Below are 18,452 nucleotides of genomic sequence, written 5' to 3' on the forward strand. Positions count from 1 at the left end.
CGCTTAAGCCTCAAGGATCAGTGAGCGCTGTTCGTCACTTTCAATTCGTCGAGGGCGCTCGTGTCAGCCGCATCGTCATCGGTGAAGCGGTCGCCGAAGTCGAACATATCGTCGTGCTGGAAGCCGTCGATGCTCTGCACTTCCCACCAATTGTGGTCGAGGTCTTCCAGATAGAATGAGTAGACGCCGTGTTGCAGGTTCGGCTTCAGGACCTGTTTGATCTTGTACTGTTCCTGGTACTTCAGGGCATTCTGATGGGCTTCGTCGACCTTCTCGCGGCTCTCGACATCGATGCCCCAATGGTTGAGCACGTTCAACGGATGAACGTTGTCGCCCACTTCGACGCAGACGATGTGGAATTTCAGGCCGCAGCGAACGACCATGGCCGGCAGCGCATGGCGCACGCATTCCAGCCCCAGAAATTCCTCATAGAATTTGCGGCTGTCCTTCATGTTGCGGCATTCCATCGTGCCATGCGACATGACATAGGGCTTGATGATCGACTTACGTTCCGCCGTCGGCTCGACAATACCGTCGACGATCATTTCGCGTGTGATACTCATCGTGTTCTCCCTCCACTCTTGATTTAGCCGTCGACCTTCTCGGCGAGATCGGCTTGCGTCAGAAAACTGTCGGCGAAAAACGCGTCCTCCGGTAGTCCGTTTTCCGCAAAGTCGCGTCGGGCAGCTTCGACCATCGCTGGCGCCCCGCAAACATAGACCTCGACCCCGGACATATCGCCAATCATATCCATCGCGACGCGATGTACCAGCCCTTGCCGACCCTCCCAGGCACAGGCCTGCGTCGGCTCGGACAGGACAGGAACATAAGTAAAATCACTGCGCGCCTGCGCCCAGGCTTGCGGCAGATCACCGAGATAGAGATCCTGGCGGGTGCGCGCGCCCCAGAACAAGGTGATCGGACGCCGCTTGTCGATCCCGCGCTCGAAAGCCCATTCGCACATCGCCTTAAGCGGCGCGAAACCGGTGCCGCCCGCCACCATGACAATTGGCTTGTCCGTATCGTCGCGCAACGAGAACGACCCCAGCGGCCCCTCGAACTTCAACAAATCACGCTCTTTCAGCTTCGCCAGCACAGTTTCCGCGAACCAGCCACCCGGCAGATGGCGGATATGCAATTCGATCGCGATGACACCCGCCACTTCCGGCTTGGAGGCGATCGAATAGCTGCGGCGCGTATCATCAGGGAGGAGGAATTCGACATGCTGCCCGGCAACGAATTTCATGTTTTCATTCAAAGGCAGGCGCAGATCCAGGATCGAGACATCCGGCGCTGGTCTTTCGATGCGGCTGACGCGGCAGGGAACCTTGCGCACCTTGACGCCGGCCAAGCCTTCCAGCTCCTTGACCTGAATGCGCAGATCCGAGCGCGCGCGCGCCTGACACAAGAAGGCAAGGCCCCGCGCGCGATCCTGTTCGCTGAAATAGGACGGATGCACATCGCCGAAATCCACCACGCCTTCGGCGATGATACCGCGACAGGCGCGACACATGCCGACGCGACAGCTGAACGGCATGGACAATCCAGCTTCGAGACCGGCATCGAGAATCTTCTGCTCGGCAGAGATCTCAAAGCTATGGCCGCTTGGCTCCAGCGTGACCTTGTAGGACATGTCGCGCGCTGCCTCCCTGGCACGCAAAAGCAGTTGCGTGCATGTTCTCTTACCGGCAGACTAACATTCTACACCAGGGAGGGCAATTATGCGTTACGCGACCATCAAGACGAGCCACGGACTTCGCCCGGCCGTGCTTGTCGACGACGAGATCCTCGATATCGCCGCTGCGCAATCGTTGCTCGCGCCCGATGTTGCAGCGCCGCAAAGCCTGCTTGAAATCATTCAGGGTGGTAGCGAGGGCTATGATCTGGTCGCCAATCTTTTGCAGGCCGTGGGACCCAAGGGCGCGCAGTTGCGCTCCGCCGGTGTCTTGAAACCTTATGCAGGTGCGAAACTTGCCGCGCCACTGCCCAATCCCGGCATGGTGCTGTCGATCGGCGCCAATTATCACGAGCATCTCAAGGAGATGAACACGCCGGCGCCCGCAACACCGATGTGCTTCTATAAGAGCGTCGCCAGCATCATCGGGACGGGCGAAAAGATCATTCCGCCCAAGAGCAATCCCGACATGCTCGACTGGGAAGGCGAGTTCAGTGTCGTGATCGGCACGACCTGTCACGATGTCAGCATCGACGATGCGCTGAAATATGTAGCCGGCTATACGATCGTCAACGATGTCTCGGCGCGCGACTGGGTGGCGCCGGCGCTGGTCGCCCAGGGCATGATGAATACGGTCGTCGCCTGGGAGCACAATATTCTCGGCAAACTGTTTCCGACCTTCTGTCCGATGGGGCCGGTGATCGTCACGGCCGACGAGATTGCCGATCCGCACAATCTCAATCTGGTGACGCGGCTGAACGGCACAGTGGTCCAATCGACCAATACGTCGGACCTGGTTTTCAACGTCGCCCAGATCATCTCCTATTACTCCCGCTTCCTGATCCTGCGGCCGGGCGACGTGATCACCACGGGATCGCCGAGCGGCGTCGGCTATGGTCGCAAGCCGCAGTTGTTCATGAAGTCCGGCGATGTGATCGAGGTTGAGGTTCAGAACATCGGCGTTCTCCGCAACACCATCGCCTGACCGCTCGACGGCTAAGAGAACAGCCATACAGCCCTGCGCACGGCGGGGAGCGGCCATGCACGCCTCTCCCGCGCCATCCCTGCTCTTGCCCCACCGTCCGATATGGTTTTTGTGGGCCACGAGCCCGCTTCGGGGCGGGATCGGGGTAAATTTAGATGGATTTTGACTCTCTACCCTCGATCTGGCTGCTGATGCTGGCTTTTCCCGCGGTCACCGCCGCTTATGCCATTTTCGCCATGGCCGGTTTCGGTGCCGTCTTCATCTCCGCCCCAGCCCTAGCGCAGGTGATGCCTGTCGCGACCATCGTGCCAGTTCTGGCTCTGGTGGACTGCGGCGCCGCCGTGATCAACGGTCTGAAACTGGGTCGCAAGGTCGCGTTTAACGAGCTGAAATGGCTCATCCCGCTGATGGTCTGCGGCACACTGATCGGCGTTAAGGCGCTGCTCGTCATCCCGGCCAAGCCGATGATGTTCGCACTCGGCACTTTCGTCGTCTGCTATGCGCTTTATTCCTTGTTCGTGCCGCAGCGCGGCGGCGAGATCAGCCGCAAGTGGATCGTGCCTTTCGGCTTCTTCGGCGGCATTTTCAGCGGCATGTTTGGCAGCGGCGGCTTCGTCTACGCGATGTATCTGACGCGACGCCTGTTCGATCGCGACGCCATCCGCGCCACCCAGGCGGCCCTGATCAGCCTGAGCTCGTTCACTCGTGTCGTGCTTTTCGCCATCGCCGGCATCTATAGCGACCTGCATACTTTGACGCTGGCGCTCGCCTGCGTGCCGGCGATGTTCCTGGGCACCTGGATCGGCCATCGCATTACGGTGTCGATGTCGCGCGAACAGTTTCTGCGGGCGATCTATTGCCTGCTGCTGATCTCCGGCAGCGCGCTGCTGCTGCGCGCCTGGTTCAGCGCTTAGAGCGTTTTGCAGTTTGACCTAGTCGACGGCCCGCTTTCTGACGGTTGACATCAAATACACTCTATAGTGTACTTTTGATGTTCCAGGGAGGGACCGAATGACCATTCAGCGTGATCTTTTTGTCGAGATGAGCGACGGCGTGAAGCTCGCCGTCCGCCTGCATATACCCGCAGGCGCGGGCCCGTTCCCGACCTTGTTCGGCGTTTCGCCTTATCGCTTCGACAACGACGACCTGCCGGACACCAAGCGTTTCCTGTGGCGCGAGACCGGGCCGATCCATTGGTATCTCGAACAGGGCTATGCCTATGTCCGCCTCGACGTGCGCGGCTCGGGCCGCTCGGGCGGGGACTATGGCTTCTTCAACACGCGCGAGCGACGCGACCTCTATGAAGTGATCGAATGGATCGCGGCGCAGCCCTGGTGCAGCGGCAAGGTCGGCGGCATTGGCGAATCCTACTACGGCACGTCGCAATGGTTCATGGCGGCGGAGAAGCCGCCGCATCTGGCCTGCATCGCGCCCTATGACGGCCATATCGATCTCTATAACGGCTGGGCCTATACGGGTGGCATTCCCAGCGAGTTCATGTCGCTGTGGTGGAACAACACGGTGCGGCCGATCAATCGCAATCCGGCGCAGGGCGAGAGCCGCCATATTCCTTATGATCTCTCCTACGAGATTGGCCTGCATCCAACCTATGACGACTTCTGGAAGGAGCGCGAGCTGCGCTCAAAGCTCGCTGATGTCTCCATTCCGATCTATTCCATCGGCGTCTGGGCCAAGATGGATCTGCATCTGGGGGGCAATATCGCCGGCTGGGATCTGGTCAAAGGACCGAAATGGCTGATGATCACCGGCGCGCCGAATGCCTTCGAGGCCTGCGCCGAGTTCGAGACGCCAGCCTTCCATGAAAAGATTCTGCTGCCCTTCTACGATCGCTATCTAAAGGGGATCGAGAACGGTTTCGAAAACAAGCCGGCGGTCGAAACCTTCGTCAGGGGCAAAGGCACGCTGCGCGCATCAACTGCCTGGCCGCCAAGCGACGTCAGCGAACGGGTCTTCTATCTCGGTGATCAACCCAGCGGCACGGTTCAATCTTTGAACGATGGCAGCCTTGCTGGATCACCGCCCGCGCAGGGCGGCGCGACCTCCTATGATTATCCGCGCGCCGATTGGGCGATCGGTGTCGCCACGCTCGATGCCAAAGGCCCCGATCCGCTGCGCGAAATTCTGACTTTCACCTCAGCCCCGCTTGAGCGCGATATCGAGATCGCCGGTCCCTGCGAGCTTGTCGTCTATCTCTCCTCGACAGCCAAGGAGGCCGATCTCATCGTCCGGCTCAGCGACGCGCCGGATGGCGGGCGCGCCAATGTCATCACCAAGGGCTGGCTACGGGCGTCGCACCGGCAGACGGACAAGACGCTAGACCGTCCTCGCGCGCCAGCGCCCGATCACCGCCGGGAAGTGCCGCTTGCACCCAATGAGATCGTCGAATGCCGGGTGCCGCTGATGCATGCCGGCTATCTGGCGAAAGCCGGTTCACGCTTACGGCTCGAAATCGCCAATGGCGATTCCCTGATCACCGATCCGATTTTCTCGCATGCCTATACGCCCGACCGGGTCGGCCGCGACACCATCCATCATACATCAGCCCATCCGACCCGGCTGCTGTTGTCGGTGCTCGAATAGACGGGATGAAGATGCGATGACATGAAGGCCCGGTTCTGATTGAAACAGAACCGAGCCGTCGCTTTTCTGAGTGCGTTAATTTAGTGGGCGCCGCGCTGGTAACGATACGGCCCCATCATCATAAACAGAGCGATGCAAGCGAGGCAGACCGCAGCGAGGACGTACATCGTCAGCGAATAGCTGCCGGTCGCCTCGCGGCTCATGCCAGCCAGAAAAATCCCCGTAGCGCCGGCGAATTGAAACACGGCGAAAATCGCACCGTAAATTTTGCCTAGCGATTTGCGGCCATGATAGCGCGGGATGATATAGCTCAGCACGTCGAACTCGGCGCCGACGATTAGGCCAGCGAGAGCCGCGCCGACAATCGCCATCGGCAAGCTCGGCCCCTGGGCATAGAGCAGGGCCGTGATGAAACCGCCGATCAAAAAGAACGCCATGACGATCGACGCTTGCACATGATCGAGCAGCCAGCCCGTCCCCAGCCGGGCGACGATCAAGGCAATGCCGAAAGCCGATGGAATGGCCGTGGCGGTCGCTGCCGGAATGCCGGCGTCGAGAAAGATGCGAACCTGATGGACGACCGTCGTGCTGCTGAAAAGGCCGAGCAGAAAGAAGGCAGCGACAGCGATCAGGAACGGCCGTGTCTTCGCCGCCTCCCAGAACTCCTGCCCTTCCCCGATCGCCGCCGCGACGTCGCGGGTCGGCTCGACCAGGAAAAAATAGACCACCGGCCACACCAGCAGGGCGAGGACGCCCAGCCCGAGAAAGGCTTCGCGCCAGCCATAGGCGCCGATCAACGTGGCGACGATCACCGGCGTCAAGGCCACTCCGACGCCGATGCCCGCATTGGCGACACCCAGTGCCAGGCCGAGGTTTTTATCGAACCAGCCGGCCGTCGCGCGCAGATAGGAAATCGGCCAGCAGCCTAATCCGCAAATCGAGATCCCCACCCAGGCGGCATAGAAAACCATCAGACTGTTGGGCAGGAAATACATCGAAGCGAGCGAAGCCGCGAACAGCGGAATGCTGATCAGGATCAGCCGGCGGCTGCCGTATTTGTCGACGAGCGCCCCCTGGATCGGCGACAGGATCATGATCATGATCGTGATGATCGAAGCGCCGATGGCGATATCGGGAATGCGCCAGCCAAACTCCTGTTGCAGCGGCGCCATGAAGGCGGCGAAAGCCAGGACCGTCAGCGAACTGGCGCCGAAGGTCAGGCCAAACATCGATGCTAAAGTCGTCGACCAACCAGCATTGCCGCTGCCGGTCCTCACGGCATGCGCCGCCATAGATTGCGGAATCTGAGTCATCGTTCCCTCCCTTAGCCAATGCCCCTCCGCACTGGCCCCCTCAAAAGGATACTAATCAGTGTAGTTTATCTGTCAACGGGAGGCGCGAGCGATCGAACCAATTCAGGCGAACGGCGTTAGGCCTTGCAGACGCGCCAGGCGCGACACCGAACGGGAACGGACAAAGGGGAGCGTAACGGATCACCGCAGCTTCGAGCCCAGCCGAAGTTCCGCGGTCATAACATCCACCTAAGATGCGTGGATGTTTTTCGCACTCGTAATTTTGTATTCACCAATCGTTGCAGAACCCGTGCGTAATTACTGAGCAGCGATTGACTTTTACAACCTGGAGTTCCAGTGCAGTGGTCCACACACGGCGGGATTCTTTTAGGCCACGTCGAACGTGTTTGCTGGGTTAGCTTAACTGGTAAAGCCACCAGACGTATCTGGTGAGATGATAGGTTCAAGTCCCTTCACCCAGCTCCATTCCTCATAGCTATATTTAGAGGACGTCGGATTTTTCTTATTTCTCCGACCTTTAGCATGACCAACCGTTGACGCTACTCTCTTGTTAACGTTAATGTAGTGTTAACAATGGCATTCATCTCTGGGGCAGTAGTAGCGCTATGTCGTATGAAACAACGGCGTCTGTGTCTGAATCTGTACATGAAACTGTCGATAGGAACGTAGCCCTACCGCAACCGCCGCGACCTGTTCCAGCGATTGCTCCAGCTGGTGCTCCCGCTCTTGTCCCAGTTCCTGCCCCGCCTAAGAACAACCGCTTCTTCCCACGCCAAATCACCGCCGAGCTGGTGTTGAAAGCGTTCAACACGCGCGCCTTCAAGCGCGAGAAGCCGGACAATCCTGATCTCATGCTTGGCATTATTCAGGAGGCCTTGACCAAAGGCGCGCCGGTGCCCTTCGTCGTCTATTGGGGCAAGGGGCCGCGCCCGTTCTTTGGCACGCCGGAATTGAATTGCCTCGACTATATGAATTCGATGATGGAGCGCATCCGGCAGATTTATCCCGCCGGCGTCGACGTCACCTTGATCTTCACGGATACCCACGCCGCGCTGAACGGCCATAAGCACGAAGCCATCACGTCCTATTTCGGCGAACTCACGGCCAATGCCGCAGCAAGAGGCTTCAAGACCCGGCTGCTCAGCGAGTTGATCGCCGAGATCGATCTGCCGTTGCAGGCGGATGCGGCGCAAGCCGTCGTGCCCAGCTATCTGATGACCACCTTGCGCGACTGCGCCGCCAAATGGTTCCGTGGCGAAGGCACCGTCGAGGAAGGCGCCACGCGCTATTACCAGGCCAATATGATCGAGCGGAAAGTGGTCGAACTGATCTATCCGCGCTGTATATTCGTGAGCTTCAACGGCAGCGAGATGCGCGACATCTTTCCCGAGCATCTTCCCGTTTTTTACATGTTCTCGATCCGCCACGGCGTCAGCGACAAGCCCTGGTTCCTCCCTTCGGAGCCTATCCCCGCGACCGGACAAGGCGGCATAGTGATGGGCTGAGACGACCGGTGAAAGGGCAGTTCATGGCCGACTATAAGGTGATGTCGGCTGGAGATACCGCACTGGTGGTTGATTTCGGCAACCGTATCGAACAACGCATCAGTGAACGGGTCGTCGCCCTAGGGCAGAGCTTGAGCGAACAGAAGATTCGCGGCATCTCCGAAATCGTCCCGACGATCCGCTCGCTCATCATCTATTACGAACCGCTGATCGCTTCGTCGGGCGCCCTACAAGCCTTGATCGACGCCACCATGTCGGGGCTTCTGGTCCAGGAAAGCTCCGGCCGGCTGTGGCAAGTGCCCATCTGCTATGATCCCGCGCTGGCGCTCGACCTGACCTATGTGGCGGACACTTGCGGCATGTCTCCCGCCGAGGTCGTCGATCTGCACAGCAGCATCAAGTATCATGTCTATATGCTGGGCTTTCTGCCTGGCCTCGCCTATCTGGGCGACTTGCCCGACGCATTGGCCTTGCCGCGCCGCGAGAGCCCGCGCCTCAAAGTGCCCGCCGGATCGGTGGGGATCGGCGGCAAGATGACCTGCATCTATCCGATGGAGACGCCATGCGGCTGGCATCTCATCGGCCAATCGCCTGCGGCGCTCTGGGCCCAGGATGGCCATGCCGATGCGCTGCTCTCGGCCGGCGACAAAGTGCAACTGCAACCCATCTCGCTGCGCGAGTTCGAGCATTTACGAGCGAGCGGCAGCGCGCCAATCCCCATCTTGTCATGACGGCGGCGCTCGCCATCCTCGAGCCGGGTCTACAGACCACTGTCCAAGACCTGGGAAGGCCTGGCTTCCAACATCTCGGTGTTGCCGTCGGCGGCGCACTGGACCCGTTGAGCTTTCGCGCCGCCAATGTCCTGGTCGGCAATGCACCTGAAGTCGGCGCGCTTGAAGTGGCCTATCTCGGCCCGAAACTACGTGTGGAGGCCGACAGCCTGCGCTTTGCCTGCGCCGGCGCCAACGTCTCCGTCGAAGTCTTCCCGGATGAGACAGCCCGAACCGGCACCTCGGTTGGCACATTGCGCAGTTTTAGCGCCCGGCGCGGTGACATCATCCGCATCGGCGCGCTGCAGGATTCCGCCGTCGCCTATATCGCGGTGGAAGGCGGCTTTGCGCTGCGACCCGTCTTCGGCAGCGTTTCGACCTATATTCGTGGCGGCATGGGTGGCTGGCATGGCCGCGCCCTGATGGCCGGCGACCTGCTGCCGTTGCAACGACAAAGCGCCAGCGAGCGTGGCGAATATCAGATGAGCGAACTGGATCTCAGTTTGCCGCCACGCTTTCGCGTCATCGTCGGGCCGCAGTCCGACTATTTCTCCGATGCGGCGCTGCGCCAACTGTTCGAGGGGCAATATACCGTCAGGCCCGATTCAAACCGGATGGGCATGCGCCTGTCCGGCCCGAAACTCGAACATGCGCAGGGCTTCAATATTATTTCCGATGCGATCGCACCGGGGTCCATCCAGGTTCCAGGCGATGGCCAGCCGATCATCCTGATGGTCGACCGGCAAACGACCGGCGGCTACCCGAAGATCGCCACAGTAATTTCAGCCGATCTTCCGGCACTCGGACGGGTGCGCCTGGGCAGCAGTGTCGCCTTTGCGGAAGTCACCCTTGAGGAGGCGAGCCGGCTGCGCCGCCTGTTCCTCGATGAGATCGAATCCCTGCCCCGTCGTCTCTCTCCCTACCAGCCTGGCGACATCGCCAGCCGATTGTTCGGCGTGAACCTGATCAGCGGCGTTGTCGACGCCTCGCTTCCGGCATAGACCCTGGACCACCATGAACGACGCCGCCTCGCAAAACCCGTCCCTGCCACGCCTCGCCGAACCGGCGGCCGCCGCTGCGCGGCCACCGGCGCAGGCCGAGGGCAATATCCCGCTCGGGATCATGTGCATGATCGCCGCGACGGTCGCCTTCGCCGCCACCCATGCGGTCAGCAAATGGCTGATCGCCAACTACCCGATCGGCCAGGTCATGTTCTCGCGCTCGCTCGTCGGGCTGGTGATCGCCTCGGCCATTCTGCTGCCGATCCATGGTTTCAGTGTCTATGGCACCAAGCAGCCACAAAACCATCTGATGCGCGGGCTGTCGCAATCGTTGTCGCAAACCTTTTCCGTTTTGGCGTTTGGCCTGATGCCGCTGGCCGGCGCCGTCGCCATCAATTTCTCGGCGCCGCTGTGGTCGGCGCTCGTTGCGATTGTCTTTCTCAAGGAGAAGGCCGGGCCGGTGCGATGGCTCGTCCTGCTCATCGGCTTCACCGGTGTGCTGATCGTGACCAATCCTGGCGCGGACACGTTGACGCTCGGCGCCATCTTCGCTCTGCTCAACGCCATCATGCTGGGCACGGTGACGGTGGCCGTACGCGGCATGGCTTCGACGGAATCGCCACAGACTCTGCTGATCTGGCAATTAAGCACAGTGACGTTTTTCCACGCCTTTCTCTTGTTCTTCGGCGTGAAATGGGCGCCGCCCGCTGACCTGGCGCTGTTCGCACTGGGCGGCATCACCAATCTGATCGGGCAATATTTCTGGACCAAGGCGCTGGTCCTGGCGCCGGCCACCGCCGTCTCGCCGTTCTTCTACTTCATGCTCGTGTGGGTGATGGTGATCGGATTTCTGGTCTGGGGCGATGTGCCGACCACGGCGCTGCTGACCGGCTCGGCCATCGTCATTGCCTCCGGCCTGTTTCTTTTGTGGCATGAAGCGCGCCGCCGGCGCGCGAAAGCGGCTTAAAGCAAATTCCAAAACAGTTTCAGCGCGGCCCGGCGCGTTACGCGGGAATATACTTCTTGTCTTCCCATTCCTCGATCACTGCAGGGACCTCCGTGATCGGCACCGGCCTGCCGGGGAGATAGCCCTGCACGGCGCCGCAACCGAGCCCCTGCAGCAATTGCAGCTGCGCCGACGTCTCAATCCCTTCGGCAACGGTTTTGATGCCCAGCCCATCGGCCAAGAGCACAATTGCCTGAACAATGACATTGCTCGAGCTGTCACGGCCGAGATCGGCGACGAAACTGCGATCGATCTTGACGATGTCGAAGGGGAAGTTGCGCAGATAGGACAACGACGAATAGCCCGTGCCGAAATCGTCGAGCGCCAGTTTTACGCCAATGTCCTTCAGCCTGCGCAGGGTGGAGATGGTTTTATCCGTCTCATCGAGCAGCACCCGCTCGGTGATCTCAAGAGTGAGGCGGCTCGGCTCCAGGTTGGTTTCGAGCAGCACGCGGCTAATGGTCTGCGATAGGTGCGGACTGACGATCTGGACCGGAGACAGGTTGACCGAAACACTCAGCTCCCCTGGCCAGGATTTAGCGGCGCGACACGCCTCGCCAAGTGCCCATTCGCCCAGGGGAAGAATCAAGCCGCAATCTTCCGCCACGGAAATGAACGTCGCCGGCGAGATCATACCCTTTGTCGGATGGTGCCAGCGCGCCAGAGCTTCGAACGCCACGATCGCATTGCGTTTGACATCGATGATCGGCTGGTAATGCAGTTGCAACTCGTTGTTCTCGAGCGCATGGCGCAGATCCGATTCGACCTGATGACGATCATTGACGTCGTCATGCATGCGCTGCTCGTAGAACCGATAGGAACCGCGCCCCGACACTTTGACCGCATAGAGCGCCAGATCGGCCGCCACCAGAAGATCGTCGTCGGTCTTGCCATCGCGCGGGCCTACGGCGATGCCGACGCTGACGCTGGTGGTGATCAGATGACGGTCAACCTGGAACGGCTGCGTCACCACGTCGATGAGCCGCGCCGCCAATTTCTGGATTTCTTCATAGCTGTCGAAAGAGCTGATCAGAATCGCGAATTCATCGCCGCCCAAGCGGGCAAGCAGGTCGTTCCGGCGCAGAGTCGCCCGCAGCCGTTGCGCCACCTCGACCAATAGTCGGTCACCAATCCGATGGCCAAGAGTGTCGTTGACGACTTTAAAGCGATCCATGTCGAGAAACAGAACCGCGAATTCCGCCTGTCGTTCTTCAGGCACGCCTGACATGCGGCGCTGCCGGGTGAGTTCATCGATCTTGGAGCGGAACACCCGTCGGTTCGCCAGTTTCGTCAGCGGATCTTCCGAGGCGAGCCGGGCAATATGGGCCTCGGCTTCGCGGCGCACGGTGATGTCGGTGAACGTCTGAACGACGCCGCCATCGGGAAGCCTGGTTTTACGCACTTCGATATAGGCGCCATCGGGGCGCTTGTAGTCTTCGATCTTCGGGTCGGTTGTCGGCTCCCCGGCCTTGCGGTCGACAGGATCGATGGCGAGGGTGAAATTGCCGTTCCGAGCGCCAAATTGCGCCAGCTCGAAAAAGGAGGGCGGCTTTTCGACCATGTCCTTCGGCAATTGCAGCAGCTCACCGCAACGCCGGTTGAGGATCGGCACCTGGTGATCCTTGGTGACCAGCATGATGCCCTGGCTGATATGCTCCAGGGTCAGCTGCAATTGTTCCGCTTTCTGCTGCGCCCGCTCCTCGGCCCGGAGGATCTGCTCCAGCGCGATCAAAGTCAGAAGCGTGAGGCAGCCGACAATCCAGACGTTCTGTTTAAGATTGGCCCAGGACGCCTCGTAGATGGCATTGGTTTTCGTGCTGACCGAGACCCAGAGCGGATAGCCGCGCACCGGATGGACGGTGATGAACTGCGCCTCATCGTCAGGGGATACACCTGTATCCTCGAAGGTCGTGTCCTTCCCGGCTTCCATGGCGCTGAACAGTTTGGTGCCCTTCAGGCTCTGCCCAAGCGGCAAACGTTCGGCAGCCCCGCCGCTCGAACGCACAACGCCATCGCTGCCGATCAAAGCGACCGCTGTCGCCGATCCCAGATCGATCTTGTCGTAAAAACTGGCAAAATGCTCAGGCGACATCGAGGCCACGACGACGCCGGCGAACGAGCCATCCTTATTGGAGAAGCGACGGGTGAATTGAACCGACCACTTGCCGCTGGCCCGGCCAATCACCGGCTTGCTGATGAACAGCTTGTCTTCATTGCTATCGAGATGCGCCCGGAAATGTTCGCGATCCTTGACGCTGATCACGCCTGTTGGCTGGGCCGTCGCGTTGGAACCGCGGCTGATGCCGTCGGCATCGATGACCGCCATCTGAACGATGATCTCGCTCAGGACGTCGGTGGTCATGACGATGGTCTGGTAGTCTTTATAGTCCTTCGCCGCCTCGACGCTGCGCCGCAGATAGAGCAGGGACTTATCGATCTCACCAATAGACCGCAGAACGTTCTCTTCGAACAGCATGGCATAGTTCTGATTACGCCGTTCGTAGTCGAGCTGGTCCTGGTTGATGTCCTCGCGGTAGATCGCCGCGACGGCGACCCACAACAGGGCAATGATGATCATCCCCAGAATCGCGGATGTCCGGCGCTGAAAGATCAATTTTGGCAGATGAGCGATGTGCAGCTGCATTTCGATATGCGCCTTGATTTCCTTAGGCTAATTTGGCGTATCGTTGTTTCAATAACTTTAATCCCCCGACTTTTAGGATCGCTGGTTAAGCCAACGTTAAGACGCGACCTCTTCCACGGCGGTACTGTGCGACTTCGGACACGCGGATCATAATAAATGACATTTAGCTGACGCGGAATTTTTCGCGGCGGAACCTGTCGACTTCATTAATAATATCAATATGCGCCGTCGGCCGATTCGTCATCAAGGCGGCCTGACGGGAAAACCGCCGCCGAAATGATCGGCAGCGGTTCAAAAAAGCGAGCTTAGATCAAAAGATTACTGCGCCGAGATATGAGCCTCGGCGACGATCTTGGCATTGATGGCGGCGTCGTCGCGCATCAATTTGCCCAGGTCTTCCGGGGTGCCAGCCTTAATTTCGAAGGTTTGCGACGTGAGGCTTGCCTCCACCTTCGGATCACGGAGGATTTTAGCAATCTCCGTATTGAGCCGCTGAATCCGCTCCGGCGGTGTCCCACCCGTGGTCAGAACCGCGAACCATGACGTGACCGGCGGCATGTTCTTGACCCCGATTTCGGTCAGCGTCGGTGTATCCGGCAGATATTTGGTGCGCGTCGCATCGGTCAACGCGATGGGAATGAGCTGTTTCGTCTCAAAAAAAGGCAGAACCGCATTCAACGGCGCCATCATCACCAAAATCTGCCCGGAGACGAGATCGCTGACCGCAGGCTGCGTTCCCCGATAAGGAACATGCACCAAGGTGAGCCCCGTCGCCCGCGACAGCAGTTCACCGGCGAGATGCGGCGGAGAGGCGATACCCGGGGAATTGTAGCTCGCGCCCTCCTTCAGAGTTTTGACCTTATCGACGAACGACTTGTAGTCCGTTGCCGCGAAGGACGGATGGACCGTCAGGACGGTCGGCGTTTCACCCAGCTTAATGACCGGCGCCAGGTCGTTGAACACGTCGAAGGGCATATCCTTGCGCATGGCCGGCAAGGTGACCAGCGTGTTGGAGGCGATCAGCAGGGTGCGGCCATCCTTTGGCGCGCGGGCGACGAAATCGGCGCCAATCGCGCCGGACGCGCCCGCCCGGTTCTCAACAATCATCCCTTCGCCCAACACCGGGCCGAGCTCGTTGGCGACGGTGCGGGCCAAAATGTCGAGGGTGCCACCAGCGGGAAAGGGCACGATGAAACGCATCTGCGCGCTTTCCTTGGGCACGCCCCCCTGGCTCTGGGCGAAAACAGCAAGGCCTGACAGCGACACGGTCGCAGCTACCAGAAATCCTCGCAACAGCGCCTGACGCCCAATGGCCCCGCGATTTCTCATCTCTCTATCCCCTCGCTTTTAAGGCCTGACTTGGCCCCACCGGACCATCCGCGCCGGCTCTTTAGATGTTGTAAAACTAACATATGCCGGAAGCGATAAAGTTGGAAAGCTAATTGTTTTTGCAAATGATGCCTGTCTTGACGGCACCTACAGCAAAGTATGAGCTTGCGCAGGCTCGCGAATCCGTTATAGATTTAGATTAGCTATCCAACATATCAGCGTAGACGCTGATCGTGATCGCCACGTTGAAGGAGAGGAGGCCGTTATCATGACCGGCACTGTTCGGCGCCCTCGTCGCGTTGCCGCTTCGCGTCCGCGCCTACCGGCGCCTGGCACCTCGCCGCTCGATACGGGCACGAAAGCCAGCCGCATCCGTCAGAAAAATGCTGCGCTAGAAGCGGATTCGATCCTGCCCGCCACGCTGGCCACACCGCCCTTCCTGAGCGAGCCTTCCGTTTCAAGCCAGGGGCCGCTGCTGCGCCATCTCCGGCGGATCGCTTTCGACACCTATGAAGCCCTGGCCGGCAATCTCGGCATCAGCCCGGTCGGCAGCCTGTTGCTGCGCATCCTCGCCACCGGGCCCTGCGACAGCGACAAGCTGCGCGAGCTGGCCGCGCTCGACACAGTCAGTTTCGCCAAGGAAATCGGTTTTCTGCAGCAGGCCAACCTCACCGCGATCACCGCGCCTTCGGCCGACCGGCGGCGGCGCATCTATGCGCTGACCAAGGAGGGGCGCGCCACGCTCATCCGCGTTCGCCGCGTCATCGCCTCGGTCGAACGCTCGTTCCTGGCCGGCCTCAACGAACGCGAGGCATCGCTCTTCACACGCATCTTCACCAAACTGGTTCTGGCGCACTCCGCCAACGGCACCATCCGCCAGAACCCGGCGGTGATGGATCTCCTGGACGGTAAGCTTGATCCAGTGGCGCTGCTGCGCCGTGGCCGACAGATTTCCGTGGACCTGTTCACGCTTGAATGCGGCACACTGAACATCACGCCCATCGAATCCGGCGCCCTCAATCTGATCGGCGCGTTTGAGACGATCGCGACCAAGGATCTGCCGAAACTTATCGACGTCAATCGCGGCTCGGCTTTCGCCGTCGTCGCCAAGCTGCTGGCGATGGGCTTCCTGTCCCCGGAAGAACATGCGCAGCGCCGCCTCACCCTGACGCCAATCGGCAAGATCTTCCAAAAAGATCTGGCTCTGCGTGTGAAGCGCGTCAACGCGCGCATGTTGAGCGTTCTCAATCGCAGCGAACAGACCCATCTGATCCGCCTGATGCAGAGCATCTATCAACACAGCAAAACCGCATGATCAAACCCGCATGACGCGGCGATAAATTACAACGGATGTAACGACAAAATATCCATCTAAAAGACTTGCAAGGAGACTATCTATGAGTGGAACATCTCACCTGCCGCAGATTGCCAAGATCGCTTCACATGGCGCCGCCGCAACCTATGAAACGATCACGGCCACGCCGTCGAGCCCGCATGTCGGCGCCGAGATCAGTGATATCGATCTCACCCAGCCGCTCAGCAACAAGCAGGTCGAGGAATTGCATGATGCCTTCGCCCGCTATCAGGTGATCTTCTTTCGCGACCAAAAGATCAGCTTTGAGGATCAGATCCGCCTGGCTGGCTATTTCGGCCCGCTCGGCAAGCATGTCGGCGCGTCCACCATCAGCAAGAAAACCGACAACGATCTGGTGCGGAAATTTCACTACGACGAAACGTCGAAACAGATCTCCGGCGAGAACTTCCATTCCGACCAATCGTGCGCCGCCGTTCCGCCGCTCGGCAGCATGCTTTATAACCACACCGTGCCGCCGGACGGCGGTGGCGACACCATGTTCGCCAGCATGTATGCCGCCTATGAAGCCCTGTCGCCACAGATGAAGGCCTATCTGAAAGGCCTCACCGCCACCCACGATGGCACGCGCGTCTTTGGCCCCGGCACCCCGGTCAACGTGCATCCGGTGATCATCCGCCATCCGGTCACAGGACGCGAAGTGATCTACGTCAACACGGATTTCACCTCGCACATCAACGAATTGCCACGGCTCGAAGGCGACCGGATCCTGCAGTTCCTCGTCGACCACTGCAACAAGCCGGAATGGACCTGCCGCTTCCGCTGGCGGCCGCATTCGATCGCCTTCTGGGACAATCGTTGCACCCACCACAAGGCGATCTGGGATTATTGGCCGAATGTGCGCTCGGGATTCCGTGTGCAGATCGAGGGCGTCGCGCCGCCGGTGGCGGCCTGACCGGCCAGGGCCGCCCGCAAAATATTGCAACAAGGGGCGCGCTTAACCATGACCAGATGGCTGTCAAGCCGAAACAATATCGTAAGGCAGGATTTATCCGCAGTATTGCGGCATTTATCCGTCGATCACGAACGGTCGCCTGTTGCACAAATCAGGCGATCGACGTAGCTAGTGGCCGTGCCTTAATTCCATTTATTCCCACTATGGAGGGAAACTGTGCAAATGCGTTTTAAAGCTGCGATCGCCGGCATCCTGTTCGCGATCCCCCTCGCTGGTTGCCAGACCACGCAGGAATCCGCCGCCAGCGCGCAAATGACCTGCGATGCCCAGGGCCTGCGCCCCGGCACCGAGCGTTATCGCCGCTGCGTCGCCGCGACCTACCAGACCAATCGCGCGCAGTCGCAAGACGCCGCGAACGCCACCACGGCGGCCGTTGCGGCTGGCGTCATCGGCGGCGCGGTACTTGGCGCGGCTGCGAGCGGTCCGGGCTACGGCTACGGCTACCGTCGCTGCGGCTACTACGGCTGCTGGTAGTCAGAACTATCCGGAGGGCGGGCCTGCCCGCCCTCCATCTTTTTGATGTTACGGATACCACGGTCGCTTTCGACCGATTTGCCTGAGCCGCGAGCTTCGCCCGCCATTTCAAGCCTCAGGCCGTTTCAGCCACTTCATGTTGTCGTATCGGTGGCGCTGCAGCAGTGCTGTTGCTTTCACGTGGATTTGCCTGCGCGTTCGCTTGCGCACGCCTCGGCTCCAAATGCTGGCGTACTGGCTCTTTATCAAGACGACTCATTCGGCACGCCAAGCCGCCCAAGCGCGTGGCTAGAACGTAGATTGTTCTATCAGAAACTGGCGCCATCGACCTTTCGGATTTCAAGCGCATCTAGATCGATGCCCGGAACACAGCGCAGATTGACGGCGCGCATCTTAGCACCGCCCATTTCACCCTTGGCGAAAACCTGCGTGCCACACGTCTGGCAGAACTGATGTTCGATCTTGTGCTTGTTGAACGTGTAAGCGACGAGGTCCGCCTCGCCGCTTTCGAGAGAGAACTGGGTGACCGGCACGAAAGTCAGCAGAAAGCCCTTCCGTCGGCAGTGCGAGCAATTGCACGACATTGCCTCTTTGGGCGGTTCGCCATCAACGGAAAAAGCAACCGCGCCGCAGTGGCAGCTTCCACGATAGGCCATGGCGTCTCTTCTTTCCGAAGTGTGAAGTCGATCGGTGCTTCGCCGTCACGATATATGAGTTCGATGCCTGATGAAAGCGGGCAAGAGTATCGGGCACGGCTAACCATAAGATCCTGGAGTCGTGATTTGCGAAGCTGTTAAATATCCGCCAGATTCGAATTCGAAA

16 protein-coding genes and 1 tRNA gene are annotated in these 18,452 nt (G+C 59.8%); 11 read left to right on the top strand and 6 right to left on the bottom strand.

What is annotated here, in order from left to right; translation table 11 throughout:
• Nucleotides 1–17: 17 nt before the first annotated feature.
• Complete coding sequence (locus BLW50_RS20340; RefSeq protein ID WP_210186108.1) at nucleotides 18–563, bottom strand: VOC family protein; 546 nt, start codon at nucleotides 561–563, stop codon at nucleotides 18–20.
• Nucleotides 564–586: 23 nt separating this feature from the next.
• A complete protein-coding gene (locus BLW50_RS20345) occupies nucleotides 587–1,633 on the bottom strand; it encodes a CDP-6-deoxy-delta-3,4-glucoseen reductase (protein ID WP_090705925.1) in 1,047 nt (348 codons plus the stop codon).
• Nucleotides 1,634–1,721: 88 nt separating this feature from the next.
• On the opposite strand from BLW50_RS20345, the gene BLW50_RS20350 reads away from it, so the two are divergent.
• From BLW50_RS20350 to BLW50_RS20360, 3 genes are all read left to right on the top strand, one after another.
• A complete protein-coding gene (locus tag BLW50_RS20350; RefSeq protein WP_090705927.1) occupies nucleotides 1,722–2,660 on the top strand; it encodes a fumarylacetoacetate hydrolase family protein in 939 nt (312 codons plus the stop codon).
• Between the two features lie 155 nt (nucleotides 2,661–2,815).
• Nucleotides 2,816–3,574 carry a sulfite exporter TauE/SafE family protein gene (locus BLW50_RS20355; RefSeq protein ID WP_090705930.1) on the top strand — a complete coding sequence of 253 codons (759 nt, stop codon included), beginning with the start codon at nucleotides 2,816–2,818 and terminating at the stop codon, nucleotides 3,572–3,574.
• Nucleotides 3,575–3,671: 97 nt separating this feature from the next.
• On the top strand, nucleotides 3,672–5,261 hold the full coding sequence (locus BLW50_RS20360) for a CocE/NonD family hydrolase (RefSeq protein ID WP_090705932.1): 1,590 nt from the start codon (nucleotides 3,672–3,674) through the stop codon (nucleotides 5,259–5,261).
• Nucleotides 5,262–5,341: 80 nt separating this feature from the next.
• On the opposite strand, the gene BLW50_RS20365 is transcribed toward BLW50_RS20360, so the two are convergent.
• Nucleotides 5,342–6,574: an MFS transporter gene (locus tag BLW50_RS20365; RefSeq protein ID WP_090705935.1), complete on the bottom strand. Its 1,233-nt coding sequence runs from the start codon at nucleotides 6,572–6,574 to the stop codon at nucleotides 5,342–5,344.
• A gap of 388 nt (nucleotides 6,575–6,962) precedes the next feature.
• On the opposite strand from BLW50_RS20365, the gene BLW50_RS20370 reads away from it, so the two are divergent.
• From BLW50_RS20370 to BLW50_RS20390, 5 genes are all read left to right on the top strand, one after another.
• A tRNA-OTHER gene (locus BLW50_RS20370) sits at nucleotides 6,963–7,039 on the top strand.
• A gap of 329 nt (nucleotides 7,040–7,368) precedes the next feature.
• Complete coding sequence (locus BLW50_RS30755; protein WP_170850270.1) at nucleotides 7,369–8,079, top strand: hypothetical protein; 711 nt, start codon at nucleotides 7,369–7,371, stop codon at nucleotides 8,077–8,079.
• A gap of 23 nt (nucleotides 8,080–8,102) precedes the next feature.
• Nucleotides 8,103–8,810: a 5-oxoprolinase subunit PxpB gene (gene pxpB / locus BLW50_RS20380; protein ID WP_170850271.1), complete on the top strand. Its 708-nt coding sequence runs from the start codon at nucleotides 8,103–8,105 to the stop codon at nucleotides 8,808–8,810.
• The gene (locus tag BLW50_RS20385) at nucleotides 8,807–9,850 is read left to right on the top strand and encodes a 5-oxoprolinase subunit C family protein (RefSeq protein ID WP_090705942.1); all 1,044 of its coding nucleotides are present in this window, start codon (nucleotides 8,807–8,809) and stop codon (nucleotides 9,848–9,850) included. The genes pxpB and BLW50_RS20385 overlap by 4 nt, the downstream gene beginning before the upstream one ends.
• A gap of 13 nt (nucleotides 9,851–9,863) precedes the next feature.
• Nucleotides 9,864–10,817 carry a DMT family transporter gene (locus BLW50_RS20390; protein ID WP_090705945.1) on the top strand — a complete coding sequence of 318 codons (954 nt, stop codon included), beginning with the start codon at nucleotides 9,864–9,866 and terminating at the stop codon, nucleotides 10,815–10,817.
• Between the two features lie 37 nt (nucleotides 10,818–10,854).
• Here BLW50_RS20390 and BLW50_RS20395 read toward each other — a convergent pair whose 3' ends face one another.
• Both BLW50_RS20395 and BLW50_RS20400 read right to left on the bottom strand, forming a co-directional pair.
• Nucleotides 10,855–13,434 carry a bifunctional diguanylate cyclase/phosphodiesterase gene (locus tag BLW50_RS20395; protein WP_244544328.1) on the bottom strand — a complete coding sequence of 860 codons (2,580 nt, stop codon included), beginning with the start codon at nucleotides 13,432–13,434 and terminating at the stop codon, nucleotides 10,855–10,857.
• A 384-nt stretch (nucleotides 13,435–13,818) separates the two neighbouring features.
• Entirely contained in the window at nucleotides 13,819–14,829 is a 1,011-nt protein-coding gene (locus BLW50_RS20400) for a Bug family tripartite tricarboxylate transporter substrate binding protein (RefSeq protein ID WP_090705950.1), read from the bottom strand.
• A 268-nt stretch (nucleotides 14,830–15,097) separates the two neighbouring features.
• Here BLW50_RS20400 and BLW50_RS20405 point away from each other — a divergent pair, with 268 nt between their 5' ends.
• The 3 genes from BLW50_RS20405 (at nucleotide 15,098) to BLW50_RS20415 (ending at nucleotide 17,630) form a co-directional block, all read left to right on the top strand.
• On the top strand, nucleotides 15,098–16,144 hold the full coding sequence (locus BLW50_RS20405; RefSeq protein ID WP_090705952.1) for a helix-turn-helix domain-containing protein: 1,047 nt from the start codon (nucleotides 15,098–15,100) through the stop codon (nucleotides 16,142–16,144).
• 82 nt (nucleotides 16,145–16,226) lie between these two features.
• Nucleotides 16,227–17,096 (top strand): TauD/TfdA dioxygenase family protein, encoded by an 870-nt coding sequence (locus BLW50_RS20410; RefSeq protein ID WP_090705954.1) that lies wholly within the window; start codon nucleotides 16,227–16,229, stop codon nucleotides 17,094–17,096.
• Nucleotides 17,097–17,318: 222 nt separating this feature from the next.
• Entirely contained in the window at nucleotides 17,319–17,630 is a 312-nt protein-coding gene (locus BLW50_RS20415; RefSeq protein ID WP_090705956.1) for a hypothetical protein, read from the top strand.
• Nucleotides 17,631–17,938: 308 nt separating this feature from the next.
• Here BLW50_RS20415 and BLW50_RS20420 read toward each other — a convergent pair whose 3' ends face one another.
• Nucleotides 17,939–18,286, bottom strand: coding sequence for a GFA family protein (locus tag BLW50_RS20420; RefSeq protein WP_090705957.1), 348 nt, complete (start codon nucleotides 18,284–18,286; stop codon nucleotides 17,939–17,941).
• Between the last annotated feature and the right edge of the window lie 166 nt (nucleotides 18,287–18,452).

Source organism: Beijerinckia sp. 28-YEA-48, assembly GCF_900104955.1.
GTDB lineage: Bacteria > Pseudomonadota > Alphaproteobacteria > Rhizobiales > Beijerinckiaceae > Terripilifer.

Excerpts from the sequence above, each read along its gene's own strand:
- BLW50_RS20410 (WP_090705954.1), top strand. The coding sequence starts at position 16,227 with ATGAGTGGAACATCTCACCTGCCGCAGATTGCCAAGATCGCTTCACAT.
- BLW50_RS20365 (WP_090705935.1), bottom strand. The coding sequence starts at position 6,574 with ATGACTCAGATTCCGCAATCTATGGCGGCGCATGCCGTGAGGACCGGC.
- BLW50_RS20360 (WP_090705932.1), top strand. The coding sequence starts at position 3,672 with ATGACCATTCAGCGTGATCTTTTTGTCGAGATGAGCGACGGCGTGAAG.
- pxpB (WP_170850271.1), top strand. The coding sequence starts at position 8,103 with ATGGCCGACTATAAGGTGATGTCGGCTGGAGATACCGCACTGGTGGTT.
- BLW50_RS20350 (WP_090705927.1), top strand. The coding sequence starts at position 1,722 with ATGCGTTACGCGACCATCAAGACGAGCCACGGACTTCGCCCGGCCGTG.
- BLW50_RS20355 (WP_090705930.1), top strand. The coding sequence starts at position 2,816 with ATGGATTTTGACTCTCTACCCTCGATCTGGCTGCTGATGCTGGCTTTT.
- BLW50_RS20345 (WP_090705925.1), bottom strand. The coding sequence starts at position 1,633 with ATGTCCTACAAGGTCACGCTGGAGCCAAGCGGCCATAGCTTTGAGATC.
- BLW50_RS20385 (WP_090705942.1), top strand. The coding sequence starts at position 8,807 with ATGACGGCGGCGCTCGCCATCCTCGAGCCGGGTCTACAGACCACTGTC.
- BLW50_RS20395 (WP_244544328.1), bottom strand. The coding sequence starts at position 13,434 with ATGATCATCATTGCCCTGTTGTGGGTCGCCGTCGCGGCGATCTACCGC.
- BLW50_RS20390 (WP_090705945.1), top strand. The coding sequence starts at position 9,864 with ATGAACGACGCCGCCTCGCAAAACCCGTCCCTGCCACGCCTCGCCGAA.
- BLW50_RS20420 (WP_090705957.1), bottom strand. The coding sequence starts at position 18,286 with ATGGCCTATCGTGGAAGCTGCCACTGCGGCGCGGTTGCTTTTTCCGTT.
- BLW50_RS20400 (WP_090705950.1), bottom strand. The coding sequence starts at position 14,829 with ATGAGAAATCGCGGGGCCATTGGGCGTCAGGCGCTGTTGCGAGGATTT.
- BLW50_RS20405 (WP_090705952.1), top strand. The coding sequence starts at position 15,098 with ATGACCGGCACTGTTCGGCGCCCTCGTCGCGTTGCCGCTTCGCGTCCG.
- BLW50_RS20340 (WP_210186108.1), bottom strand. The coding sequence starts at position 563 with ATGAGTATCACACGCGAAATGATCGTCGACGGTATTGTCGAGCCGACG.
- BLW50_RS20415 (WP_090705956.1), top strand. The coding sequence starts at position 17,319 with ATGCGTTTTAAAGCTGCGATCGCCGGCATCCTGTTCGCGATCCCCCTC.